The following is a 26,096-nucleotide window of genomic DNA, read 5'->3' on the forward strand; positions in this document are numbered from 1 at the left end:
TTTCTTTTTTTTTGATTTCCCAATGTTAATAAGTTGATATCTGCTCCCCGGTAATTAAGCCGGAAGTTTTATTTTTGCAGTTAGGCGTATTTTGCGCTGTTTTAAATTTTCTACTTTATATATACATGGCAGAACCAGTTAATTATAGTGAAGATAGTATCCGCTCCCTCGATTGGAAGGAGCACATCCGTTTACGTCCCGGTATGTATATCGGTAAACTGGGCGATGGCTCTGCTTATGATGACGGTGTTTATGTACTGCTCAAAGAGATTGTGGATAACTCAATAGATGAGTTTGTGATGGGATCGGGTCGTACCATTGAAGTGAACATGAGCGATCATAAAGTATCAGTACGTGATTATGGTCGCGGTATTCCTTTGGGTAAAGTGATCGACTGTGTATCTAAAATAAATACAGGCGGTAAATACGATAGCAAGGCTTTCCAGAAATCGGTAGGTTTAAATGGTGTGGGTACCAAGGCGGTTAACGCGCTTTCCAACTCATTCACCGTACAATCATATCGTGACGGCCGTACTAAACTGGCCGAATTTGCCAAGGGTGAACTCATTCGCGATGAGAACGAAAAAGATACCACTCAGCGTAATGGTACTGCTATCAACTTTGTGCCCGATGATACCATTTTCAGACATTACCGATTCATTCCTGAGTTTGTTGAGAGCATGATCTGGAACTATGTGTTCCTGAACGCGGGCCTGACCATCAACTTTAATAATCAAAAGTATTTTTCGGAACGTGGTCTTTTCGATTTACTTACCCGTAATACCGATGCTGAAACACTACGCTACCCGATCATCCACCTAAAAGGTGAAGATATTGAGATCGCGATGACCCATGGCCAGCAATACGGTGAGGAATATTATTCATTCGTTAACGGGCAAAACACCACACAAGGCGGTACGCACCAGGCAGCATTCCGTGAGGCGGTAGTAAGAACGGTACGTGAATTTTATAAAAAAGAATTTGATGCTTCGGATATCAGGGCCTCGATTGTTGCCGCTATTGCTATAAAAGTTCAGGAGCCGGTATTTGAATCGCAAACCAAAACCAAGCTGGGTTCGCAAAACGTTGGGCCCGAAGGCCCATCTGTACGTGGTTTTATCAACGATTTTGTTAAAAAGGAACTTGATAATTATCTGCACAAAAACACAGAAGCGGCCGATGGTTTATTGAAGCGGATACTGCAATCGGAACGTGAACGTAAGGATATTGCCGGTATTAAAAAGCTGGCCAATGAGCGCGCAAAAAAAGCATCATTGCATAATCGTAAACTACGCGATTGTAAAGTGCATTTTGACGATACACACGAACGTAAACAGGATACTACTTTATTCATCACCGAGGGTGATTCGGCCAGTGGATCTATCACCAAATCGCGCGATGTAATGACACAGGCCGTGTTCAGCTTAAAAGGTAAACCGCTTAACTGCTTTGGTTTAACCAAAAAAGTGGTTTACGAAAACGAAGAATTTAACCTGCTGCAGCACGCGTTGAATATTGAGGACGGTCTTGATGCTTTACGTTACAATAACATTGTAATAGCTACCGATGCCGATGTGGACGGTATGCACATTCGCCTGTTGCTGATGACTTTCTTCCTGCAGTTTTTTCCCGACCTGGTGAAAGCCGGTCACGTTTCAATCTTGCAAACACCATTATTCCGTGTGCGTAATAAAAAGGAAACTATTTATTGCTACAGCGATGAAGAACGCCGTAACGCCATTGCTAAACTGGGTAACAAACCTGAGATCACCCGATTTAAAGGGTTAGGTGAGATTTCGCCCGATGAGTTTGGTTTGTTTATAGGTAAAGATATGCGCCTTGACCCGGTAATATTGAGGGATGCCAACGTTAAGGCGCTCCTGGAATATTTCATGGGTAAAAACACCCCAACCCGCCAAATGCACATTGTTAACAACCTGCGGGTTGAAAAGGATGATGAAACCATCAACCCAACAATAGCTAAAGAAGCTGAGGCTGAAGAAGAGTTGCCAGTGGCTGTATAATGAACCTTGATTTGCTTGATTGGAGGATTACATGAATCTATTTTATGTAATCCTCTAAATTTTGGAGCGCAGATCTGTATCTTCTATTTAAAGAAGCCCTCTGAGTTGATATTATAGGCAAGGATTTTAATAGAGCCATCCTTTTCTTTTACCAACCTGATTGATTCAACCGCCTTGTATTTGCTGTGCTTGGTGTTGTATGCAAAAACATATTCTGCAGATGGGTTAGTCCCCACAACCCTGCGTGTTTCCCATTTGTTTACCGTTGTTGAGTCAAGGTCGCCAAGTTTGTTTTCTGCTGCGGTGTATAATTCAAGTAATTTATCCTTTGTTGTAACCGCCCAAAACTGATTGCTGTAAAGTTTAAAGGTGTCGTTGTACTTTTTAGCTTTTATAAGCTCAAAAAGTTTATTCGTTACTTTTTCACCATCCTTTTTATCTTCTTCTCTGTTTATATAGGTGTTGTTAAAGCTGCATCCATTTAAAGTAATGACAGTTGTCAATAAAATTAAGCAACGAAATTTAAGTGATTTAATAAATTGCATGCGTGAGTGAGTTTAGATAATGGAATAAATGTAAATAAATCTTTCTAAACTTTTAATCCTGTTTAAATTTCCTTATCTTGTTTCCCCCTGTTTTTTAAAGGGCAAGTTTATATGATAAGTCACGAAATTAAAATAGCCTTTGACGAATATGAGTCGCTGGCCGATCTTGATAAAGCCGACAGGCAGCTTTGCCTCGAAGCTCAAAAGGCGTTAAAAAACTCACACTCTCCATATTCAAAGTTCCGTGTAGGGGCGGCGCTTCTTTTACAAAGCGGTAAAATTTTACACGGTAGTAACCAGGAAAACGTAGCATACCCATCAGGCTTATGTGCCGAACGGGTAGCGCTGTTTAACTGGGGCGCCAACCATCCCGATGACCCTATTGAAGCAATGGCAGTTACTGCTCATTCGGATGATTTTCCTATTTTAAAGCCCATTACCTCATGCGGATCATGTTTGCAGGTGTTGGCTGAATGCGAAAAGCAGCAAAATCAACCAATAAAAATTATATTGCACGCCGAAGATGGCCCGGTATGGATTATCAAGGGCATTGAAAACCAATTGCCATTTTTATTTTTTGAAGAACGTATAGCTACTCCGTAATGAAACTAAAATTTTTTTTACTCTTCATCGGTCTTGCATTCAGTGCCGGTGTATCGGCTCAGCAGGGTTTTCCGTTTGATAATGAGATCAGGGCGTTTAAACACCAGGATAGTTTAAGCTTCCCGAAACCGGGTGGTATTTTATTTATCGGCAGTTCATCTATCCGCAAGTGGACAGATCTGGAGCAGCGCTATGCAGGTAAGCCAATTATCAGGAGGGGAGTAGGCGGCTGCGAACTATGGCAGGTTGCTGATTATTACACCCCTTATATCCTGTTCCCGTACAAGCCGCGCAAAATTTTTATTTATGCGGGCGAGAATGATATTTCAGCAGGTAAATCTGCCCAGGCTGTTGCTTCTTCATTTGCAAAACTTTGGGAACTAATTCATCAGAAATTACCCAATGCCGAGGTGTATTTTATGTCGATAAAGCCAAGCCCGGTGCGTGCAAAATATTATGATGTTGTTTTCGCTGCCAATGAGCTGGTGAAAAGTTATCTTAAAGGAAAACCAAAAAGTTACTATGTTGACCTTGTACCGTCTATTTACAAGCCGGGTACTACCCAACCCGATTCAAGTTTGTTTAATGACGACTATCTGCATTTAAACAGCAAAGGTTATGACAAATGGCAAAAGGTACTTGACCCGTTGGTGAAATAAAAATAAAAAAGGCCCCGCACCAACGGGGCCTTTACCTACTTACATATTAAACACTAAACTAAAACTTACTTATTTAAAAACGCTGTACACGTTTGTGATTTTCCAGCCGCTGCCAGTGTTGGTAACGGTTACATAGTTGCTGCGGGTAAAAGTGCTGTATTTCATATCAACTTTCACCACGGCCAGGTCATTATTGCTTTCAACAATTGAAGTGCTGGTAGTGCAATCCTGCTCGGTATTTTTGTTGGCTTTTAATAAGTCAACTACTTCAGTTTTGCTAAAACTTAATACTTTAGTACCACGTAACATGCTGAATTTTGCCGACTGGTCTACTACATCACTAAAGCCTTGTATTTTGCCGCGGGTCATGGCATCTATATAAGTGTTGATGGCGTAGTTTTTGGTTAAATTATCGCCTTCTATTTTATTTGTTGCTTTTGCTGCGGTGCCTATTATTAATAAGGCTAAGCCAAGCATGATTGATTTTAAGGTTTTCATATTGTTGTTGTTTTTTAGGTTTTTAACTTTTAAATTGTTTTTATACTCATAAGACATCGCTACTATGCATTACGTTACAGCCTGTACAATTAAATATGACGATTTAACAAACATTTAACATTTTCGCATATTTTTTAGAGATCATGATAACAATATGCCGTTAAATAATACTTATGGTTGATTTTAATACCATTATATTACAGTTTGCCGAACAGGGTGAAAAAACCGGGTGGACCTACATTGAAATTCCGGCCGATGTGGCGCAGGAAATGAAGCCCGGAAATAAAAAATCATTTCGCGTAAAAGGTAAACTGGATGAATTGGAGGTGCGGGGCATGGCACTGATGCCAATGGGCGAAGGAAATTTTATTATGGCCTTGCGGCGGGAAATCTGTAAAGCTATCCATAAACATCGCGGGGCCATGCTTCGCGTACGCCTTGAACCCGACGATGATTTTAAGTACATTGTTCCGGACGATTTACTGGAGTGTTTGGAATATGAACCCGAGGGCGGTGATTTTTTCAATAGCCTTGCCGAAAGTCACCGCGGATATTTTATTAAATGGATAGAGAGCGCTAAAACTGAAGTTACCCGCGCTAACCGCATAGCTCAAACCGTTAACGCCATGGCGCGCCGTATGGATTACGGGCAAATGCTGCGGGCTCAAAAAAAGGCGCGCGAGTAACGTAGGCATTAGTAAATTTGATAATCAACGTAATTAATGGAAACTCCCTTGTTTAAACTCAATGGCCGCATCTGGATAGAAATAGATGACGATAAAGTGCTGGGTCATGGTCGGGTTGAGCTGCTTGAACGCATTCATGCCTCTGGCTCTATCAGGCAGGCTGCATTGCAAATGAAAATGTCATACAAACAGGCCTGGGACTTGGTGAACCACATGAACGATGGTTTTAAACAGCCACTGGTAATTTCAAAAAGAGGAGGAAAAGGTGGTGGAGTAGCCTTGCTTACACCATTTGGACAAGAGATTATATCTCAGTTTAAAGATTTGCAACAAAAATTCTTTCATTTTTTAGAGGAAAATAGCAAAAAGTAAAAGTTTTTATGTTTTTGTTATCAAAAAACTAAAAATTCATGCTGCTTGTTGAGTAAATTATCAATTCTATTCTGCATTTTTGCGTTATACTTTTAAAAATATAACGAAAGTCATAATATGAGAAAACAATTACCTATTTTAACGCTACTTTTTGTTGCTTTAATCGTGTTTTGTTACGGTAAGGCTATTGGGCAAACAACAGATACAAGCAAACGTGTTTTTAATCTTGGGCAGGTTAATATCGTTGGCCTAAAAGACAGCGTAAGATCAAGCAAGCTCAATATCCACACCCTTAATTTGTATAACCGGTATGATGTTTCGCATGCACTTAACCTGCTGCCGGGCGTTATCCTTACTGCCGTAGGGCCAAGAAATGAGTCGGCCATTAATGTTCGTGGTTTTGATATCAGGCAGGTGCCGGTTTACCTTGATGGTGTGCCGCTTTATGTGCCTTACGACGGTTATGTTGACCTGGCCCGCTACAATACCTTTAATTTATCAGAAATCATTGTATCAAAAGGATATTCATCGGTATTGTTTGGGCCAAATGCCGAGGGTGGTGCTATCAACCTGATCAGCCGTAAACCTGCCAAGCCATTTGAATTGAATGCCGTTGCCGGTTACCTGAGCGGTGCCTACAGGCTTAATACCAATATCGGCGGTACCTTTGGTAAGTTTTATTACCAGGTTTCGGCTTCGCAATTAAAACGTGACTATTTTCCGCTTTCTTCAAAATTTACGCCCGTAAAAAATGAAGACGGGGGGCATCGCGATAACTCATACAGTAATGACGTTGACCTGAGCGGCAAAATTGGTTTTACTCCAACAGCATCGCAGGAATACGCTGTAGGTTATACCTATCATCATGGCACCAAAGGCACACCCGTTTATGCCGGTGATGATACACAAAACTCGTTATTTAAAAGCCCACGTTATTGGAAATGGCCAAACTGGGATACCCGTGGCCTGTATTTGTTGAGTAATAATAAACTCAATAGCACCAACGTGATCAAAAGCCGCTGGTACTATGATCAGTTTAAAAACGAGATTGACAGTTACGACAATGCATCATACAATACCATTACCAAACCTTATGCCTTCAGAAGCATTTATGACGATTATACTTTAGGGGGTAACTTAACCTTTGAGAATACCGATCTGAAAAATAATAACTTCAGCATAGCAGCTCATTTTAAACAGGATGTGCACCGCGAGCATAACATAGGTGAGCCAACCCGCCGCGATGCCGATAATAACTTTTATATTGGTGCTGAAGATACCTACCACATAACATCAGCATTGAAAGTAAACGCCGGTGTTGCTTATAATGACAGGCGCAGCACACAAGCCCAGCAATATACCAACAGTACTATAAGCGATTTGCCGGCCAATAGCAATGGTGCCTGGAATGTACAGGGCTTAATTCAATATGATGTTGATAATGCCAATTCACTAAGTTTCTCGGTAGCCCGCAAAACTCGCTTTGCTACCATTAAAGACCGTTACTCTTACAAATTTGGCACCGCAATCCCTAATCCCGATCTGAAAGCTGAAGACGCGTTGAACTACGATCTGAGCTATCACTCGCTTATTGGCGGCAAGCTTTCGATACAGGCGTCGGGCTTTTACAGCAAGATCAATAATAGCATTCAAACAGTAAATAATGTGGCTGTTGATCCGGTAACCAAAACTAACCAGTCGCAGGTGCAAAATGTTGGTCGCGCAGAATACTATGGTGCCGAGTTTGCAGTTGGTTACCCGATCATTCCGCAGTTGAGGGTTGACGCTAACTATACTTTAATAGTACGTAACAACCTTTCAGCTCCGCAGATTCATTTTACTGATGTCCCTAAAAATAAAGTGTTTGCATCGTTGCAATATTCGCCGCTTGCCAAATTGTATTTTCTGGCATCTGAAGAGTATAACTCAAAAAGGTATAGCACCAGCTACGGTACAATATCAGGAGCATTTTACCTGACCAATGTAAAAGCACATATCACCTTGGTTAAAGGTTTCGCTATTGAAGGAGGCGTTAACAACCTTTTCGACAGGAATTATACGCTGGTTGAAGGCTACCCCGAAATGGGCCGGAATTACTTTGCTAACGTGATTTTTAACTATTAATTTTAAAGAAGAACTATAATAGTAACCGGCGTCAATAACCACACGTCATTGCGAGGAACAAAGCAATCCCCGATTAGCAGAGCCGCTCTGTATAGTTCGCGATTGCTTCGTTCCTCGCAATGACGGTTTGTAAGAATCAACGTGAAGGATAACCGACAGGCAAACTATAAATTACCACTTTCTCTGCGCAAGGGCAAAGTTTGCCTTATACTTTGCCTGTTGCTTGTTGTTGCCGGTTTAACGGCCTACACGGGTACGGAGCCGACAGTACCCATGGGCGATTATGTATTTAATTACCCTGCCAATTTTGGTAACCGGATCAATGTGCCTGCCAATAATCCTACCACCCAGCAAGGTGTTTATTTAGGTCGATTGCTTTTTTATGAACCTAAGCTATCTGCAACCAATACCATTTCATGCGGCAGCTGCCATCAGCAGTCGAAGGCATTTACCGATGGTAAGGCTTTAAGTATTGGCGTTAATAATGGGTTGGCAACACGTAATTCCATGTCGCTGGCCAACTTGTTGTGGGCACGTAAATTCTTTTGGGATGGGCGGGCTGCAAGCCTGGAAGGTCAGGTTGCTTTCCCGCTGACCAATCCACACGAAATGGGACAACCCATAGAAGTATCGGTGCAAAAGTTAAGCAACACCAAAGTGTACCCTGGCCTGTTTAAAATTGTTTATGGTGATAGTACCATAACCGGTGAGCGGATAGCAAAGGCGATAGCACAATTTGAACGGACGCTGATCTCCGCTAATTCACGCTATGACCAATATTTGCGCAATGTTTATCAACCTACTGATGATGAACTTAAAGGAATGGAGCTTTTTAACCGCGGCGCCGATCCGGAAAAAGGGATTCGCGGTGCTAATTGCACCCATTGTCATGGCGGACCAAAAACTTACCTGGAACTTTTTCATAATAATGGGTTGGATAGCATTTCAAAAGATGAAGGCATGGCCGCATTTACCGGCTTGGTTACCGACAGGGGCCGATTTAAAGTGCCCACCCTTCGCAACATAGCGTTAACCGCGCCATATATGCACGACGGTCGTTTTAAAACACTCGATGAAGTTGTAGATCATTATAGCGAACATATTAAGCAATCGGTGTCATTAAGTGCTTTTTTGCAGGGCGAATCAAACGAGGTAGGCGGGAAATCGTTAAAATTACAGCCTAAAGAAAAAAAACAGCTGATAGCCTTTTTGAATATGCTTACCGATTCTACCTTTATAACGGATAAGCGCTTTGCAGACCCTCATCGATCAACAAAAAATTAAACTTCATACCCATGAAAAAATATACCCTGATATTGCTGTTACTGATAGCTGGTTTTGGAACCCGTGCCCAAACAAAAGAAGCAGTAGTAAAAGTAAGCGGAGAGGTGACAAGCCCGCTCACCATTGGCAGTGCCGACCTGCAGCAATATAAACAAACTACAGTTATCCGTAAAGATCGCGATGGGAAAGACCATACCTACTCAGGCGTAATAGTATCCGACATTTTGACAAAAGCCGGTGTTACCCTGGGCTCTGAATTGCGCGGCGAAAACCTGGCCAAATTTCTTTTGGTGGAAGCCAGCGACGGTTACCAGGTGCTTTTTGCTCTTGCCGAGCTGGACAAAGGTTTCACCGATCGTACTATTATTCTTGCTGATAAAATTGATGGCCAGCCTTTAGCCCCGGCAGATGGGCCGTTCCGTATTATTGTTCAGGATGAAAAGAAGCCAGCACGCTGTATAAAACAGGTTACGGCTATGAAAGTGATGTTTGCGAAGTAGGTTAAATGGAACATAAAACCATTAATACTTCTGATTTTCTGAAAACCATATCGTGGTTAAATGACAGTCTCATTGATTGGGCGGACGCCGCACGTGAATATACCATGGACGGTAGGCAAATACAGCATAGTCAGAGGTCTTATATCTATAGCTTCAATGGAGCTATAACGTCGGAATCGGGCGAGTATGCTTTCATTTATCAAAAGCTTGGCACAAAAGGGCTGCTCCTTAAAAACGGGGAGTTGTTAAGAGAGATTAACCGTTCATATTATTGTGCTGATGTTTATGAGTATCCTGCAACATTTATAACAATAGAAGGGATAACCTATCTGGTTCATTGCCCTTCTGAATATTGTCGGCTCGATTTCGAGAATGCAGAAACAGGGGAAATTATAACCGATGTTTCAGGGCGTAACCCATCAGATTTTTTTCACTCAAGATTGGAAGTAAGTCCATCCGGGAAATATTTAATGAGTAAAGGCTGGCATTGGCACCCTTGCGACCATATTGAAGTTTTTAAAATAAAAGATTGCATTAATAATCCGGTGCTTTTAGATAATTCGGCCTTGTTTCCTAAAGTGACAGCTGAAGTATGTACAGCAAGTTTCATTAATGATACAAAGGTTTTAATCGGATCGTCTGATGAGATTTTCAATAATGGGTGGACATATTTTCCCGAAAAACATATCGCCATTTGGGATCTTACAACTAATCAGATTTCTGTACCCGTAAAGGTTGGCGCCGAGTTTGGAAACCTGTTTTCGATTAATGGTGAGCTTGCCTGGGATACGTTTAAATTTCCCAAGATCATTAATATCAATACAGGCGAAGTTTTAGAAAAAGCAGAATCGGTTAATAGTGGCGGACAGCGTTCAAGTATTGTTAATAAAGAGGAGTTGGCGCAAATTGTATTTAATTCCCAAACCAAACAGCTCGCGATAGCTAATGGCGAGAGCATTGAAATACTTACGCCATAATTTGATATAATAGAAAATGTCTTTAAGTTAAGAGATTGAAAGATTGCAGCACCAGAGGTGCTAAAGGTTTGTAGAAAATAGAATAAATGAAGCTTTAGTATGCCAGAGGTACACAACTTTCGGCGCTTACTGCATCTCTGGCACAATTAAGTTATTCCACCTCTTCCATCAGGGTATTGAACATCACAAACTTTTCGTTGAATTTTTCCTGGTGAGTGGCCTGAAATTTATGCAGGTGGTTCATATAAAACTGCTGAAAGTGCTCAATACTGTCCGCATTGTATTGAATGCAGTAGGTAACTCCTTCGTTAGGCGAATCAATAACAGTAAGGATCCGGTACGAGATGAAATGCCCGGTAGCCATGATGGCCGGGATATGAATGGTTTTGATATAGTTAAGCCATTCGTCATGAATGGTTTCATCAATTATTATGGTGTCGTTGTATACAATCATGTTGTAAAATTAGTTATTTAAGTTGAATGGTTGATTCAGTGAGTGGTTGATTAGGTGAGTGGTTGGCAGACTCATAACAGAAGCAATTAGAAAACCACTCACTACTTAACCCAATCAACCACTCACCATATTTAAGACGCATCCGGTTTATCGCCTCTTAACAGCCTGAAACGTTTGCGGGCTTCGTTGATCCAGAGGCTTCCGGGGTAATCGGTTATAATTTTCTGGTAATAGGTTTTGGCGGTGGTTTTATCGTTAAGCCTGTTTTCGTAAATATCGCCTAACATAAATACGGCATCGTCGGCCCATAAGTCTGCTGGGTGCTCTTCAACAATTTTCTTTAAGAGAGACACTGCACCAGCGTAATCTTTTTGCTGTATCAGAATTCGCGATTTCGACATCATGATATCATCATCTAAAGCATTATTCGGGAACTTTTTGCCGATACTGTCTAATATCATTACTGCTTTTTCGGGATTTTGAGCAAAGATCTGTAAATCGGCACGGGCGTACATTTTGAGTGCAGCCCCGCTACTATCTGCGGCAAGATTATCCTGTATCAGCAGCAGCAGGTTAAGTGCATCGTTGGCTATTAACTGCGATGTAGCAACTTTTAGCACATCCAATTGCCCTTTTGCCCACGTAAAATCGCCGGTGTAATAAGCCATTTTTGCATTTCTGAATACCGCATCCTGCCCTATGGCCGTGGCCGGAAAATCTTTTTCAACCTGGCTGTAAAGCAGTGTTGCTTCCCAAGGCTGGTTATTTAGCAGGTAAATATCTCCTAAGTCAAGCTTGCAATCGGCCAGGAGGGTGGGCTTAATATCGCTGAGTTTGATAGCATCCTCCAATAGTTTTTGGGCATCTTTTAATTTGTGCAGTTTAAAGGCCTGCAGGTTGGCCAGTTTTTGCATGGCAAATGCCGTACTGCTGTTGCGGCCAAACTCGGTGAGCAAATCATTATAATCTTTTTCAAGCCCAAGCAAATCTTCCGGCAGGTATTTGCCCGAAGTTACTTTCAGGTTTTTGGTATTGATAAGCTCAATTTTTGCGGGGATGTACAGTGGTGTTGTTTTCCCTTTGCTGATAATATACTCGTACCCGCGGATAGCTTCGTCATAAGCTTCGTTGGTAATAAAAGTCCGGCATAGATCATAAATGCTGTTGCCATCGTCATTTTGCCTGCGGCTTAAGGCCAGTGCCTGGTTAAGGGCGAGGTCAAACTCTTTTTGCTGCAGGTACTGCCAGGTAAGCAGATCGGCATAAATGGTTTGCTGCGGATCTTTCTGAATGCGCCTCAACAATGCAGTTTTAAGCATATCATAATCAGCACTACCTTCATATACATTTGAAAACGCATTTTCGGCCTGGTTTATAAAATTGGGGTTTTGAGGTAAAAAGTTCAGGTACTCATCGGTAAGTGATACTTTGTCGCGCTTAAAACGGTAAAGATTGATGAGCTCGTAAGTAAATGCATTGTCGTTTTTAAGCAGCTTACGCCCTTGCTGAAAAATTTTGATGGCATAGTCAATATTTGCGCTCTGGTAAAATTGTGATGCGAGTGCGGATATCTCGCCCTGATCGGCTGGGAGACTTTTGATCAGATCGTCGTAAATAGCATCAGCCTTGTTCATGTTGCCTTCCTGCGTATAGATGTTGCCCATCATGATGGCATACTGGTGGTCGTCAGGATGGCGGCGGATCAGCTTTTTGGTAATGTTTTCAGCTTCATCAAACTTCTTAAGATTGAGCAGCGTATTTACATACACGCTGTAGTAATTTTCGTTGTTTTGCTTATAGAGTTTTTGGTAAATTTCGAGCGCTTTTTGCGGTTCGCCATTTGCGTTGTATTGCTTGGCCAGCAGCAGTTCATTGTCCTGCGCAAACAATTGGGTGCTAAAGCAAAAAACAAAAATAATAACGGTATATAAAGCCCTCATCTGTTCAAAAATAATCAATTAATAGGATTGATTAAGCTGGTTTGTCTGTATTATTTATATAACGGCATATCAGGGTAAAATTATAGTGACATCTTGATAACATCGAACTTATTTATCTAATTTGACTCAATTAATAAAATAGGATACTTGTAACTATGCTGGGCCGGGTCAGATTTTTTCTTATTGTGAGTTGCATCATTGCTTTCTTTTCCTGCAACAGGAATAAGGTAAGGCAAATACCTATTATTGACTTTTTTAAAACACCCGAAAGGAGTTTTTACCGCATTTCGCCCGATGGTAAATATGTATCATACCTTAAGCCATTTAAGGATAAGCAAAACATATTTATACAGTCATTAGCCGATGGCAAGGAGCGCATGGTTACCCAATTTGAAGATTACTCCATCAGGGGCGACTATTTCTGGACTTATAATAATCAGCTTGTTTTTTCGCAGGATCTTATTGCTACCGATTCGGTGAAGATGTATGCCTTTGATGTGGCTACCAATAAAAGTCGCATTATATTATCACTGGGTAACGTAAGGATAGGCCTGGTTAACCGTAACCGGCAGCAACCGGATATCATTACCATTAAAACCAATGAGCGCGATCCGGGTAATTTTGATGTTTATCGCCTTAACGTAAAAACCGGCGAAATGAAGACTTACCTGCTTAACCCGGGTAATATTACCGAATGGTTTGCGGATGCCGATGGCCGGATCAGGTTGGAAAGGGCGTCAGACGGGGTGAATGAAACCATCTTATTTCGCCCGGATGAGGATAAACCTTTTAAGCCCATTATCGAAAACAACTTTAAGAATGCCGTAAAGCCTATAGCTTTTACAGGCGTTAAAAATTATTTCTATGCGTTATCCAACGTAAACCGCGATAAGATGGCCCTGGTTGAGATCAATGCAGAGGATGGCAAGGAAGAAAGGACGATTTTTAGTTGCAGCAAAGCGGATATCACCAGTTTTGAGTATTCGAAAAATAAACACCGGATAGAATTTACCGGCTGGGACGAATCAATGCCGCGTAAGCATTTTCTGGCGCCTGATGTTGAGCAGATGTACCAAACTATTCAGCAACAGCTTAAAGGCAATGAGGTTAGGGTGGTTGATCGCGACAGCTCTGAGAATAAATTTATCCTCAACACATATACCGATCGAAATCCCGGTTCATATTATCTTTTTGAAAAAAACAGTGGCAAGCTAACCAAGCTAAGCGATATCAACTCAAGCCTTGTACCGGCCGAGTTATGTGCCATGAAACCTATATCATACCATGCACGTGATGGCTTACTGATCAATGGTTATTTAACGCTGCCCCGGGGCGATAAAAGTGAAAATTACCCGGTAGTAGTTATGCCTCATGACGGCCCCTGGGGGCGCGATACCTGGGGATATGACGATCAGGTGCAGTTTTTGGCTAATCGAGGTTATGCCGTGTTCCAGGTTAATTACCGCGGTTCAACTGGCTATGGTAAGGCGTTCCGAAGCGCTGGATACAAACAGGTAGGCGGTAAAATTCAGGATGATATTACCGATGGGGTGCACTGGCTTATTGATACAAAAGTTGCAAACCCTAAAAAGATTGCCATTTTTGGCGGTCGTTTTGGCGGCTTTTCGGCACTTTACGGGGTGTCATTCCATCCGGAACTATACAGTTGCGCTGTAGTACAATATGGGTTGATCAACTTTTTTACCTATATCAAAGATGCACCGCCGTTTGTTAAGCCCTATTTAAAAATGACTTACGAAATGGTTGGTAACCCGGAAACAGATGCCGACCAGTTAAGGGCAATTTCTCCTGTTTTTCATACCGATAAAATTAAGGTACCTTTAATCATATTCCAGGGTGCTAAAGATCAGCGGGCCAATATCAGTGAGCTTAACCAATTTGTGCGCGAGCTTCGTAAACGGAACGTTGATGTGAAATACTTTTTAAAACCCAATGAACGTGCATATTTCAGAAGCGAGCATAACCGTATGGAAATGTATGCCGAAATAGAGAAGTTTTTGGATAAGAATATGCGGGTTAAACCATAAGCCGACATGGCAGTACAGAAAAACGCTTACCGGCAAAACTTTACGCTGATCACCATTTTCCTGGTGTTCATATCCATAACTTTTGTGGTTGCCTTGTTTATATCTTATAACCTTACCGCCAAGTACGTTGAGAACGAATTTTCTTCAAAAAAGATTGAAGTACTGGAGCAAACCATTAAACCTTACAACGAGTTTTTTCAGAATAAAATTCCTGAGATTACCTCATACCAGGGTTTCCTCGACTCGGCATCGGCAGGTAAATATGCTGCCTCTGTTTTTCATGACTATAGCTTTGTACGCCGGGTTATTTTTTATGACGCCCTCATTGGTGGTACAACAAACATGACTGTACGCAAGAATAATTTAAACATAGCGGCTAAGGCTGTTTATCAGTACTGGCATGTTAACAATAAGGTTTACGGAGCAGAGCAGCGGCGAACTGCCAATGAAGACGATTTCAGGGAGATGGCCATTAAGCTAAGTAATTATGTGGCCTTTTCGGATACATCACGGGTATCAAGCCAGGGTGAGCTGTTTAAGGCTTTTTGGGATGTTAAGCCTGATAAGATAAGTTATACCAATATCCTGCGCCGCGAAGACGTACGCATTTATCGCGATATGCAAATGCAGGGTAACAGTAAAGGGGCTTCATACAAACAAAATATGATGACCTTTTACCTTGACCCTTATCTGATGAAGGTGAAAAATACACACCCCGAACTTTATGAAAGTGTTTCGATAACGCCCGTTGTTTATGACCCTATCGATAGCGAGGGTGATAAGCTGATTACGGAGGTGTCATTTCCCGGAGCTTTTTCTGATTATAAGTTATTCTTCAGTTCGGCACAGGGGTATTTAACCGCCGAAATTAATCGCCGTTTTATGCCTATCGGGGCTATTGTATTGTTGATGACGTTGTTTTTAATGCTGATAGGCTGGTTGATTTACCGCAACCTGAACGTGAATATGAAGCTTTTTAAGCTTCAGTATGATTTTATCAACAACTTTACCCATGAGTTTAAAACGCCTGTAAGTGTAATCAAAATAGCGGGTTCTAACTTACGCGGTGATGGCGAGCTTACCGAAAGGCAGCGCCGCCATTATGGTAAAATACTTGATGAAGAAGCTGATAAGCTGAACGAGCTCATGAACAAGCTGCTTTCCTTTACGCAGATTGAAAATAAATCCATTACTTTAAAAGAGGAAGAGATTGATATAGAGAATTTTATTAGCCGGTATATTGATACCTTTAAAATTAAATATGCCGATTTTAAAATTAAATTTAAAATCAACGGCGTTGAAACTTTTTATACCGATCCGGTATTATTAGGGAGTGTTTTCCAGAATCTTATCGAAAATGCCTATAAATATTCGCACCCTCAACAAAAAGAATTGTTTATCAGCATTTCGCATGAAAGGCGCAATATTGTGTTTTCGTTTGCTGATAAGGGGATAGGGATACCAAAAAATGAATTGAATAACGTTTTTAAAAAGTTTTACAGGATAGAGAATCAATATAACCAAAACGGGAGCGTTGGCCTGGGTTTGGCATTTTGTAAAGAACTGGTTAATTTTATGAACGGTGATATCACTGTTTACAGTAAGGTTAACGAAGGTTCGGAATTTATAGTTACGCTTCCATACGAAAATTAAGATATGAACAAAGAAATTAAAATTGCGCTGGTTGAAGATGACGAGAACCTGCGTTTCCTGGTTGCAGAGCGTTTGCAGTCAGAAGGTTATAAGGTATTGGAAGCCGGCAACGGTAATGATGCCGAAGCCATTATCCTGGCTGATCAACCTGATATTGTACTGCTGGACTGGATGTTACCCGGTAAGCCAGGCTCTGAGGTTTGCGCAAATATCCGCGAAAAAGGGTTTGATAAGCTCATCATTATGATGACTGCCAAAGCTCAGGATGTTGATAAGATCGAAGCCTACAACTTTGGTGTTTCTGATTATATCACCAAGCCTTACAATATGGATGTGCTGGTGGCTATGATCGAAAATAAGATCAAATTTTCGCTTAACAGCGAAAAGCCTGAGTCATATCGTTTTGCCAACATGGAGCATCTACCTAACACACACCTGCTTATCCGCGATGGCCGTAAGATAGAGTTGACCATTCTTGAAAACCGAATCCTTCTTTACTTCCTCAAAAACAAAAACAAGGTTATAAACCGCGAAGAACTGATGATGGAAGTTTGGGGTTACAACGCCGATGTAAACACCCGTACACTGGATATGCACATTGTCCGTCTTCGTAAAAAGATAGAAACCAATGCCGATTCGCCGCAGTACTTACAAACTGTAAGAGGGATAGGATATAAGTTTGTTTATAACCAGTAGTTTTAGTTTGCAGTTTTAAGCGGGCAGTTTGCAATTCTGTAAATAGGCTTTTAAAAATATGTCGTTGCGAGCGAAGCGTGGCAATCTCGTAGCAAATGCATGTCCAACCTGTATAGCTACGAGATTGCCACGTCGCTCCTCGCTCAATCCTGGGCTGCTCCTCGCAATGACATGCTTATGATGATTGCTTCCTGTACACCCTCGCTACAATAAAATCTCCGAAAAAGGTTTTATCCTCAATTACATTATATCCAGCGGCGTCAAAACGCTTTTCAATGGCTGGTAACCTGCTGGCTTCTATACCGCAAAGCAGCCTGAAAAAAACAAACATGCTTTGGAGCATTACATTTTGCCACCAGCGACCGGTTAATTGAAAATCAGCATTAAGCCACAGCCCGTTTGGTTTGAGCAGGTTGTGCGAATGATAAAAAACCTTGTCTACCGTTTCATCCACAAAATTATCGAACAAAAAAGGCGTGACTACTACATCAAAACCTGCGGGAAGCCTTACGTTTTCAACAGCATCGTTAACAAAGGTAACCGTGTTTTCACCGGTGTGCCTTTTCTGCGAGAGTGCAGTCATATTTGCCGAAATTTCCACATAGGTAATATCTAAGCCTGATGAATGTATTTTGGCGAGTTCTTCCAGTATCCAGCCTGTGCCGCCACCGGCTATGAGTATTTTACTTTTTGGTGGAATAAAGCCTAATAAATATACCTGCGCGTTTATTAACGCCCGGCCATATACCAATCTTGAAAGCCGATCATAAAACCATGCCGAGTTGTTATAATTGGCGGCCATGTTTTAATGAAAAAAGTATTTGAGGGCATTGAAGGCTACTACAATAACATACTGTAAAATCAGCACGCCATCCATATAAAAAAAGTAGTAGTATTCATTCTTTTCCCATGCCGACTTAAAGATTAACCAGCCCGTAAGGAACATGGTAATTGTGAGTGCAAAAAAATCAATACTAAATCCGTTTTGCCTGAACAGGAACATCAATACAATGTACCCGGCAAGTAATACCTGGCAAAACAGATAAGCATTTTTTTCGCCCCAAACTACAGGGATGGTTTTTAAGCCCACTTTACGATCATCAAACAGATCGCGGATATCAAAAGGTATTGTTAATGCACCTATAAATAAAAAGCGCTTGGCTATAAGTATAGTGGTATCGCGCATGGTAATATCGGTGAGATGGTTATGCATCGACTCCAACACCGGAAACAACACGCAGCTCATTGTCCACACCAGTGTTATTAAAAAAGGCTTCAGGCCCGGGATGTTTCTTAAGCCAAATTTATGATCGCCAACGCTGAACAGGGGCAACCCGTAACCAAACGAAAGGACGCTGAGAAATATGAGCAGGATCTTTGATTCGGTAGTGATGATAAAGAACAGCGGGATCAATGAGAGCAACGAAACAATGGTAAATGTTACCATCAACCTATAGTGTGCAAAAAACCATCGTACCCTTTTGTAAGGAGATCTTTGAGGATTGGCTGGCCTGGTGATCAGGATACAAAAATTGTAAATTCCCAGGGTTGATGTAAATAACAAGCCCAATACAGGGAACACAGGTTTTGACCCTATTAAATGAAATGTTAACAAGGCCTGTGCTACTGCACAAAGCGACATGAAAATATTACTGAAGAGCAGAAAATCTAATACAGATTGTAGTAATTTCTTCATTGGTAACGTGGCGCAGTATATGCCCCGATCTTTTAAGAAATTGATAGCGACGGATCGTGGCCTGCTTTTAATGTAAATATCGTAATCTCCGGCAATATTCCAACCCTGCCTGTTAAGCCAACAAAGCCAAAGCCAACATTTACATATAATTGTTGCATATTTTCCTGGTAATGGCCCGCCCACTCATTGTAAACGTATGTAATAGGGCTATACTGAAAATGTTCGGTGCGTACACCAAACTGCATGCCGTGGGTATGGCCGGCAAACATAGCATCAATCTGCGGATACTTAGGTAATACCTCGGCCCGCCAGTGCGATGGATCATGCGAAAGCAGGAGCTTTACCGGCAGGTCATCGGTGTTTTTTACAGCCAGGTCCATACGTCCATATTTAGGAAAGCGGCTGTATTCGCTCCAGTTTTCGATACCTAAGAGCCCTATTTCCTCTCCATCTATTTTAAGTCGGCGGTTTTCGTTACGAAGCAGGTTCCAGCCCATGTTTTTGTGAGTGGCTATCAAATCGTCATGGTTCTTCTTTTTTGCTACCGGAGAATCCCAATCGCCATAGTCGCCATAATCATGATTGCCAAGGGTTGAGAAAACACCGAGCGGTGCTTTTACCTTGCTGAAAATATCCTGGTAATCGGTCATTTCTGAAGCTTCTCCGTTAACCAAATCACCCGTAAAAAATATCAGGTCTGTTTTTTCTTTCAGCAGTATTTCAACACCGCCAAGCACTGCCTTTTTATTATAAAAGCTGCCCGAGTGAATATCCGAGATCTGCCCTATCCTTAAGCCATCAAAGGCTTTTGGCAGGTTAGGCAGATACATGGTTTGATACAATACATGGTAATCATATGAGCCTTTAGGCATTGCCGTTTTAATAGCAGCCAGGGGAACGGCAGCAGCCAGTAATCCTGCTTTTAACAGGAACTCCGAACGGGGGATAGCATCTATGGTAGTTGCAGTTGCAGTTTGACCATGAAAAGTAGTAGCAGTTGCAGAAGCAGCTGTGGTAGAAGAACCAGTTTCAGTTTTCTTCCGTTTGAGAACAATTTTTCGCCTGATATCATCGGCAAAAATGAAGAGGATAAAAGTGAACTTGCAGATGAGCAGGATAAATGTTATCAGCAAACAGGCGGCACGTACACCTGTTCCGGCTATGGTAATGTAACCTCCTGTTAAGAGCGCAGCTACAGTAAGGGCCGATGTTGTCCAATAAAAAATGGCGAATGCTTTTGATTTAAGCAGTCGCCATTTTTGAAATGCGCCGCGGATTCCCTGTAAAACATACCGGTCTGTCAGCAGCTCAATTATGATCCAGAATAAAATACTCAGCGCTTTTAGTATCATGTTAGCGCAGGTGTTTAGTATCTGTCGTCGTCAATATCAAGGTCGTCGTCATCGGGCTGCAAGTTAAACAAACTGTTAAACATATCCGAAAACGCGAACCCATTATCAAGGAAACCTTTATTCAATTGTGAAAACTCCGACAGGCCGTGAAGTACAAATTCCATCAGCAGCAATTGCTGACTTTCGCTTAAACGCGGATGGACCTTTTTAACCAGGTCTTTCAAACCGGCAACTTCTTCCAGTGCTTTTTTGTACTCCTGCATTGGCATATCGTCAACCAATGCCACGTTGTTGCCATCGCCAAACCAGTTGATGATAGCGGCATATGGGTTAGGTGCTTTAGCTTTTTTAGCCTTTTCAGGGTCAGGGAAAAACGACAGTAATAAGCTTTTGATCGCTTTGCCTATCAGGATGTTGGCCACTTTGCCCGGGCCTTCCAGCTCGCCTTCGTAAACCAGCTCAATTTTACCGGTGATGGCGGGGATCACACCTAAAAAGTCGGTAATGCGCACGAAAGTTGTTTTTTCGTGGTTGATGATCATCCTGCGCTCGGCATTGCTGATCAGGTTTTCATACGCCGAAATAGTTAAACGTGCCGATACTCCTGATTTTTTGTCGATATATTCAGAGTTACGGGCTTCAAAAGCAATTTGTTCAACCAGGTTTTTCACTAATCCATCGGCTTCGATAGCTATACGCTGATCATCTGTAAGGGATGCTTCTTGCTGGGTGATTTTGCGCGAAATTTCAACCGAACGTGGATAATGCGTCAGGATCTGACTTTCAATACGGTCTTTAAGCGGTGTAACTATCGAACCACGGTTGGTATAATCCTCGGGGTTAGCAGTAAATACAAACTGGATATCCAACGGCAAACGTAATTTAAAACCACGGATCTGGATATCTTTTTCCTGCAGGATATTGAACAGTGATACCTGGATACGGGCTTGCAGATCTGGCAGTTCGTTGATTACGAAGATGCCGCGATGCGCACGGGGTATCAACCCAAAGTGGATCACTCGCTCATCTGAATACGTTAATTTCAAAGTAGCCGCCTTGATAGGGTCAACATCGCCAATTAAATCAGCAACGGTAACATCAGGTGTAGCCAATTTTTCGGTATAGCGTTCAGAGCGGTGGATCCAGCCGATAGGGGTATCATCACCTTTTTCGGTTATGATGCTATGACCAAACCACGAAATGGGATTGTAAGGGTCATCAAACAATTCTGATCCTTCAATATATGGAATATACTCGTCAAGCAGGTTAACCAACAGGCGGGCAATACGGGTTTTAGCCTGGCCGCGTAAGCCTAACAGCAAAATGTTATGGCGCGATAGGATAGCAGTTTGCAGGTCGGGAATAACAGTATCTTCAAAACCGATGATGCCTTCAAAACCACCTTCGCGTTTTTTAAGCTGTTCAATCAGGTTAGCACGTAATTCATCTTTAACCGAACGGCTTTTGTAGCCTGTTTGCTTTAACTGGCCGAGGGTTTTTATATCTAATAATTTACTCATGTTTTCAATTAGGGAATTTGACAATTTGATAATTTGAAAATGGACGTATCAAAGCATCTTCAAATTATCAAATTGACTAATTTTCAAATAATAATTTATCTAACAGTCCTTCTCCTGTTCCTGATGTAATCCTCAAAAATATATTCACCCAAGCCGTTCAGGGAACTGTAAAACGCTTTGCCTCCGTTTGTTTCTGTGAATTTACGAACAAACTGCTGCAAATAGGGGTCTTTGGCTATCATGAATGTGGTGATAGGTATTTTTAACCGTTTACATTGAGCAGCCATGTTAAGGGTTTTGTTAACCACTTTCCTGTCCAGCCCGATGCTATTTTTATAGTACCTGGTGCCTTCCTTTAAACAGGTTGGCTTACCATCGGTGATCATGAAAATTTGTTTGTTATGCGTTTTACGCCTGCGGAGCAAGTCGGTAGCCAGTTCCAAACCTGCATAGGTATTGGTGTGGTAGGGGCCAACCTGTAAATAGGGTAAATCCTGCAGGGTTATAGGCCATGCATCGTTGCCAAAAACAACAATATCCAGCGTGTCCTTTGGGTATTTGGTGCGGATGAGCTCGGCAAGGGCCATAGCTACTTTTTTGGCCGGTGTTATCCTGTCTTCGCCGTAAAGGATCATGGAGTGCGAAATATCGATCATGAGCACGGTTGAAGTAAGGGTTTTGTAATCCATTTCCTCTACTTCAAGGTCACGCTCGGTCATCATAAAATCGCCGATACCATGGTTAACCTGTGCGTTGTGGATAGACTGGGTCATGTCTATCTGGTCCAGACTGTCACCAAACTCAAACTCACGGCGTTCTGCATTTTTTTCATCACCCTGGCCCGATTGAGGTGAGCGGTGATTGCCTTTGCCGGATTTTTTTAGTTTGCCAAAAATCTCTTCCAGGGCCGACTGCCTGATGCTTTGCTCTGTTTTTGCGGTGATCTTAAACTCGCCGTTCTGATTGTCCTCATCAAGATAGCCTTTTTGCTTCAGTTCATCGATGAAATCGCCCATGCCATAATCATCGTTGGTGAGGTTGTATTGTTTATCGAGTTCGTTAAGCCAGGCTAAAGCTTCGCCGGCATCGCCCGATGTATAGTTGAGCAACTCGAGGAATAATTTCAATAATTCGTCAAATCCGCCTTTAGGGATTTGGTTGGGCTTAAATTTGGAAAATCCAAAACCGCGCATATTTTGTCCTTTCTGTACATAAAGGAACGGAATATTTTGGTGAAAAGTTTTGTTGTGGAAGTGATAAAGTAAATTGTTAGGTAAGTATGACAATTAAGGAGAGACACTTTGAGGTGTTCTGCGCCACGTCATTGCGAGGTACGAATACAACCGACCGAAGGGAGCTCATTAATACCTATAAAAACAAATCATAAATATTAATAATCCCCGACTTTACAGGGAGACCTGCTTAGCCGCCCTGCTTCTTGGGGATTGCTTCGTACCTCGCAATGACGCTGGTAGTGTTAGGATACTAAATGTACGCCAAACTGTTCAGCAATTCAGGCGGATAAACCGGGTTTGCGCCGCGCTGGCTGGCTACGTATGAGCCTACTGAACAGGCTTTATCAACCACCTGCTGCATAGGTTTGCCTGAAAGAAGACCGGATACAAAAGTTGCCAGGAAGGCATCGCCGGCACCTACAGTGTCAGCTACTTTTACGGGGCAGCCGGGGCTGTCATAAAATTCATGATCGTGCCATACCAGTGCACCATGCTCACCGCGGGTTACGCAAATGGTTTGACTATGGTATTTTGAACGAAACTCGCCAATTTGATCACGCAGAGAAGCTCTGCTACCACCGATGAGCAAATTAGCCTCTTCCTCGTTCATTTTCACAACATCGGCACGGGCAACCAGGGTTTCAATAGTTGATAATGTATAATGCGGCGGACGAAGGTTTACATCAAATACCTTTAATGCCGGGGTTTCATCAAGCAGGTTTAACAATGTTTCGCGGGTGGTAACAGTACGGCAAGCCAAACTGCCAAACACAATGGCCCGGGCCGCCTGGGCCGCCTTGGTGAGTGCGGTCGATGGTTGTATGTTATCCCATGAAACAGGTTGTGGAATAATATAAGTGGCGGTGTTGGTTTCATCAAGTTGTACAGTAACCTCGCAGGTTGGAAATTCATCGTCCTGCTGGATCAGGTCTGAATACAGGTCGTTGCTTTTTAAAAAGCCTATTAATGCGTCGCCGGAGTTGTCCATACCAACTGAGCTTGCAAAAGTTGTTTTTACGCCTTGTTGTACCAAATGCCTGGCCACATTCATAGGCGCACCGCCGGCTTTTTTTCCATCGCCAAAAGCATCCCATAAAACTTCGCCAAAACTCAATACCTGATTTCCCATAGTTATTTGTTTTTAGTGTCGATGAAATCCAAATATACTGTATTGTCTTAACCGGAATTAATTGAATTGAAGAATTAATTGAATTTTTTCTTTTTAATTCTGTTAATTCGGGCAATTCTTAAAATTCAGGTTCAGCCAAAAGGCTATCTTTATTATATGAAAAAAATATTACTGAGTTTTGCGTTTGTGCTTGTAGCCGTGTATTGCTTTGCACAGGATAGGCAAGCCATCCTGAAAGTAATGCATACACAGGAGGAGGCCTGGAACCGCGGCGATATTGAAGAGTTTATGACAACCTACTGGAAGTCAGATTCGCTGGTTTTTGTGGGAAAAGCAGCCCCAACTTACGGCTGGCAAACAACATTGGAGCACTATAAACAAACCTATCCTGATAAGGCGGCTATGGGGCAGCTCTCGTTCAATATTATGCAAATAAAGGTGCTTGATAAAACTAATGCCTTTGTTTTAGGTGGATGGAAGCTTACCCGCGAAAAGGATACACCAGGTGGGTATTTTACGTTGTGGTTCAGGAAAATTAAGGGTGAGTGGAAGATAGTTTGTGATCACACTTCGTGACGAGATTGGTGATTGGAGATAAGAGATTAGGAAAAAGGCAATTCAATTCCCCTCTTGAGAGGGGGCGCTTTGGGCGGTGCGGTTGCAGGGGTGTGTTCTTCCGCGTTTGAGAAACACACCCCTCCACCCCTCTCAAGAGGGAATCGCACAAGCCATTGCTTTAATTTAATACTACTGCATGAAAAGAGGTTTGATCATTGGAAAGTTTTTGCCGTTGCATATTGGACACATGACATTGATAAGTTATGCCCTTGAACACTGTGATGAGCTTGTAATTGTTATTGGTGCCAGTGATGACGAGCCTATTGCAGGTGATGTACGACTTGACTGGCTAAAGAAAACATATGCAGGCAACGATAAGGTGAAGCCTGTACTGTTAAGTTATGATGAGGCCATGCTGCCCGGCACCGGCGATTCGATAGAAAATATGTCGAGGCTTTGGGCCAGCTATCTAAAAAAGAACTTACCGCATATTGATGTAATATTTGCATCCGAGGCTTACGGCGCTTATATGGGCCGTTTTCTGGATTGCGAAAGTGTTATTTATGAAGAGCCCTGCAAGGTTGTACCGGTGCAGGCCTCAAGGATCAGGGAAGAGCCTAATTTATACCTGCATCTTTTACCCGATGCTGTTAAGCAATACTATAAAGATCGGGCTTAATGGTTCATTGTACTTTGCCAGTCCAATCCTTTTTAAACTCAGAAGGATTTTTGCCTGTTATCTTATTAAATAGTTTATTGAAATAGGATAAGCTTTCAAACCCTACGGCATAGCAGGTTTCAGTTACATTTTTATCCTGCATGAGCAGGTTTTTGGCCACATCGACACGGTATTGATTCACAAAATCGGTGAAGGTCATTTTGGTTTGCTTTTTAAAATAACGGCAAAAGGCTGCTGTTGTAAAATTTACTTTAGCCGCTACTACGTTTACATCGGGTTTAAGATTATAATTGCCGCCAATGTATTCATAAACAGCCCCCATCCTAATCTTGTCTTTTAAAAAGAACTGCAGGTTTAGCTCGTCATTATTTAAAATAGTGAACTCGTTTGACCCGGCAAGGATGTTGAAGATCTCCATTAATCCCATCAATTGCTGAAATGAGCCCATTGCCGGCATCAGTTTAAGTTTCTGTACGGCCAATGTTCTGGTTTCGCCATAAAAAGCAATGCCGTTGGCTGCCTTTTTAAAAAGTTGCTCAATAGCCGAAAATTCGGGAGTGATGCCTATCGCTGTTCCCATGAAATCTTCTTTTAGCTGCACCACTATCTGGTGGTATTCGCTGCGCAGGCGGTAATCAAAGTTGAGGTGAGGCAGGTTACTGCCAATAAGAACTAAGTCATGCTGGGTATAACCTGAAATATGCGAGCCAACATGCCTGATCCCGGCATCGGCCTCCACGTAAACCAATTCATATTCGGGATGATAATGCCACAGGAAAGTGTTCCTGAGCCTGGGCGAAAAAAGCTTGAACGATTTGCCCGGTTCAAAATCTACCTTCTCTAACTGGATCTTATCCATGCTGT

At 42.1% G+C, this 26,096-nt stretch carries 25 protein-coding genes; 14 read left to right on the forward strand and 11 right to left on the reverse strand.

What is annotated here, in order from left to right:
• Positions 1 to 125 precede the first annotated feature (125 nt).
• Positions 126 to 2,024, forward strand: coding sequence for a DNA topoisomerase IV subunit B (locus tag BMX50_RS23950; protein ID WP_091215449.1), 1,899 nt, complete (start codon positions 126 to 128; stop codon positions 2,022 to 2,024).
• An 83-nt stretch (positions 2,025 to 2,107) separates the two neighbouring features.
• On the opposite strand, the gene BMX50_RS23955 is transcribed toward BMX50_RS23950, so the two are convergent.
• Entirely contained in the window at positions 2,108 to 2,527 is a 420-nt protein-coding gene (locus BMX50_RS23955; RefSeq protein WP_167668090.1) for a DUF4019 domain-containing protein, read from the reverse strand.
• A gap of 153 nt (positions 2,528 to 2,680) precedes the next feature.
• On the opposite strand from BMX50_RS23955, the gene BMX50_RS23960 reads away from it, so the two are divergent.
• Together BMX50_RS23960 and BMX50_RS23965 are read left to right on the forward strand one after the other, a co-directional pair.
• Entirely contained in the window at positions 2,681 to 3,172 is a 492-nt protein-coding gene (locus BMX50_RS23960) for a cytidine deaminase (protein ID WP_091215458.1), read from the forward strand.
• Positions 3,172 to 3,831, forward strand: a complete 660-nt coding sequence (locus BMX50_RS23965) for a GDSL-type esterase/lipase family protein (protein ID WP_091215462.1) — start codon at positions 3,172 to 3,174, stop codon at positions 3,829 to 3,831. The genes BMX50_RS23960 and BMX50_RS23965 overlap by 1 nt, the downstream gene beginning before the upstream one ends.
• Positions 3,832 to 3,900: 69 nt before the next feature.
• On the opposite strand, the gene BMX50_RS23970 is transcribed toward BMX50_RS23965, so the two are convergent.
• Positions 3,901 to 4,329 carry a nuclear transport factor 2 family protein gene (locus BMX50_RS23970; protein WP_167668092.1) on the reverse strand — a complete coding sequence of 143 codons (429 nt, stop codon included), beginning with the start codon at positions 4,327 to 4,329 and terminating at the stop codon, positions 3,901 to 3,903.
• 173 nt (positions 4,330 to 4,502) lie between these two features.
• Here BMX50_RS23970 and BMX50_RS23975 point away from each other — a divergent pair, with 173 nt between their 5' ends.
• From BMX50_RS23975 to BMX50_RS24000, 6 genes are all read left to right on the forward strand, one after another.
• Positions 4,503 to 5,015, forward strand: a complete 513-nt coding sequence (locus BMX50_RS23975) for a YdeI/OmpD-associated family protein (protein WP_091215469.1) — start codon at positions 4,503 to 4,505, stop codon at positions 5,013 to 5,015.
• Between the two features lie 36 nt (positions 5,016 to 5,051).
• Positions 5,052 to 5,387, forward strand: coding sequence for a winged helix-turn-helix domain-containing protein (locus BMX50_RS23980; RefSeq protein ID WP_091215473.1), 336 nt, complete (start codon positions 5,052 to 5,054; stop codon positions 5,385 to 5,387).
• A gap of 117 nt (positions 5,388 to 5,504) precedes the next feature.
• The gene (locus BMX50_RS23985) at positions 5,505 to 7,511 is read left to right on the forward strand and encodes a TonB-dependent receptor plug domain-containing protein (RefSeq protein ID WP_091215477.1); all 2,007 of its coding nucleotides are present in this window, start codon (positions 5,505 to 5,507) and stop codon (positions 7,509 to 7,511) included.
• Positions 7,512 to 7,652: 141 nt separating this feature from the next.
• Positions 7,653 to 8,795, forward strand: coding sequence for a cytochrome-c peroxidase (locus tag BMX50_RS23990; RefSeq protein WP_244281089.1), 1,143 nt, complete (start codon positions 7,653 to 7,655; stop codon positions 8,793 to 8,795).
• Between the two features lie 11 nt (positions 8,796 to 8,806).
• Positions 8,807 to 9,295, forward strand: a complete 489-nt coding sequence (locus tag BMX50_RS23995) for a molybdopterin-dependent oxidoreductase (RefSeq protein WP_091215482.1) — start codon at positions 8,807 to 8,809, stop codon at positions 9,293 to 9,295.
• A gap of 5 nt (positions 9,296 to 9,300) precedes the next feature.
• Positions 9,301 to 10,272, forward strand: coding sequence for a hypothetical protein (locus tag BMX50_RS24000; RefSeq protein ID WP_091215487.1), 972 nt, complete (start codon positions 9,301 to 9,303; stop codon positions 10,270 to 10,272).
• A gap of 151 nt (positions 10,273 to 10,423) precedes the next feature.
• Here the strand turns inward: BMX50_RS24000 and BMX50_RS24005 are convergent, their stop codons facing one another.
• Positions 10,424 to 10,726, reverse strand: a complete 303-nt coding sequence (locus BMX50_RS24005) for a DUF4286 family protein (protein WP_091215491.1) — start codon at positions 10,724 to 10,726, stop codon at positions 10,424 to 10,426.
• Between the two features lie 131 nt (positions 10,727 to 10,857).
• Positions 10,858 to 12,666 carry a tetratricopeptide repeat protein gene (locus tag BMX50_RS24010; RefSeq protein WP_091215494.1) on the reverse strand — a complete coding sequence of 603 codons (1,809 nt, stop codon included), beginning with the start codon at positions 12,664 to 12,666 and terminating at the stop codon, positions 10,858 to 10,860.
• A 185-nt stretch (positions 12,667 to 12,851) separates the two neighbouring features.
• Here BMX50_RS24010 and BMX50_RS24015 point away from each other — a divergent pair, with 185 nt between their 5' ends.
• The 3 genes from BMX50_RS24015 to BMX50_RS24025 are packed head-to-tail and all read left to right on the forward strand — an operon-like array spanning position 12,852 to position 17,063.
• Entirely contained in the window at positions 12,852 to 14,714 is a 1,863-nt protein-coding gene (locus BMX50_RS24015; protein WP_167668094.1) for a S9 family peptidase, read from the forward strand.
• Between the two features lie 6 nt (positions 14,715 to 14,720).
• Positions 14,721 to 16,367, forward strand: a complete 1,647-nt coding sequence (locus tag BMX50_RS24020; RefSeq protein WP_091215503.1) for a sensor histidine kinase — start codon at positions 14,721 to 14,723, stop codon at positions 16,365 to 16,367.
• 3 nt (positions 16,368 to 16,370) lie between these two features.
• Complete coding sequence (locus BMX50_RS24025) at positions 16,371 to 17,063, forward strand: response regulator transcription factor (protein ID WP_091215507.1); 693 nt, start codon at positions 16,371 to 16,373, stop codon at positions 17,061 to 17,063.
• Between the two features lie 175 nt (positions 17,064 to 17,238).
• Here the strand turns inward: BMX50_RS24025 and BMX50_RS24030 are convergent, their stop codons facing one another.
• From BMX50_RS24030 to BMX50_RS24055, 6 genes are all read right to left on the reverse strand, one after another.
• Positions 17,239 to 17,865: a class I SAM-dependent methyltransferase gene (locus tag BMX50_RS24030; RefSeq protein ID WP_091215512.1), complete on the reverse strand. Its 627-nt coding sequence runs from the start codon at positions 17,863 to 17,865 to the stop codon at positions 17,239 to 17,241.
• A gap of 3 nt (positions 17,866 to 17,868) precedes the next feature.
• A complete protein-coding gene (locus BMX50_RS24035; RefSeq protein WP_167668096.1) occupies positions 17,869 to 18,759 on the reverse strand; it encodes a UbiA prenyltransferase family protein in 891 nt (296 codons plus the stop codon).
• Positions 18,760 to 18,791: 32 nt separating this feature from the next.
• Complete coding sequence (locus BMX50_RS24040) at positions 18,792 to 20,111, reverse strand: metallophosphoesterase (protein WP_091215518.1); 1,320 nt, start codon at positions 20,109 to 20,111, stop codon at positions 18,792 to 18,794.
• 14 nt (positions 20,112 to 20,125) lie between these two features.
• Entirely contained in the window at positions 20,126 to 21,631 is a 1,506-nt protein-coding gene (locus BMX50_RS24045; RefSeq protein ID WP_091215521.1) for a sigma 54-interacting transcriptional regulator, read from the reverse strand.
• 95 nt (positions 21,632 to 21,726) lie between these two features.
• Positions 21,727 to 22,824 (reverse strand): vWA domain-containing protein, encoded by a 1,098-nt coding sequence (locus BMX50_RS24050; protein WP_091215524.1) that lies wholly within the window; start codon positions 22,822 to 22,824, stop codon positions 21,727 to 21,729.
• 292 nt (positions 22,825 to 23,116) lie between these two features.
• Complete coding sequence (locus BMX50_RS24055; RefSeq protein ID WP_091215528.1) at positions 23,117 to 23,995, reverse strand: carbohydrate kinase family protein; 879 nt, start codon at positions 23,993 to 23,995, stop codon at positions 23,117 to 23,119.
• A 156-nt stretch (positions 23,996 to 24,151) separates the two neighbouring features.
• Here BMX50_RS24055 and BMX50_RS24060 point away from each other — a divergent pair, with 156 nt between their 5' ends.
• Both BMX50_RS24060 and BMX50_RS24065 read left to right on the forward strand, forming a co-directional pair.
• Positions 24,152 to 24,571 (forward strand): YybH family protein, encoded by a 420-nt coding sequence (locus BMX50_RS24060; RefSeq protein ID WP_091215532.1) that lies wholly within the window; start codon positions 24,152 to 24,154, stop codon positions 24,569 to 24,571.
• Between the two features lie 178 nt (positions 24,572 to 24,749).
• Positions 24,750 to 25,232 carry an adenylyltransferase/cytidyltransferase family protein gene (locus BMX50_RS24065; RefSeq protein ID WP_091215535.1) on the forward strand — a complete coding sequence of 161 codons (483 nt, stop codon included), beginning with the start codon at positions 24,750 to 24,752 and terminating at the stop codon, positions 25,230 to 25,232.
• A 4-nt stretch (positions 25,233 to 25,236) separates the two neighbouring features.
• On the opposite strand, the gene BMX50_RS24070 is transcribed toward BMX50_RS24065, so the two are convergent.
• Positions 25,237 to 26,091, reverse strand: coding sequence for an AraC family transcriptional regulator (locus tag BMX50_RS24070; protein ID WP_091215540.1), 855 nt, complete (start codon positions 26,089 to 26,091; stop codon positions 25,237 to 25,239).
• Positions 26,092 to 26,096 lie beyond the last annotated feature (5 nt).

Origin of the sequence: Mucilaginibacter gossypiicola (assembly GCF_900110105.1) — a bacterium.
Taxonomy (GTDB): domain Bacteria; phylum Bacteroidota; class Bacteroidia; order Sphingobacteriales; family Sphingobacteriaceae; genus Mucilaginibacter; species Mucilaginibacter gossypiicola.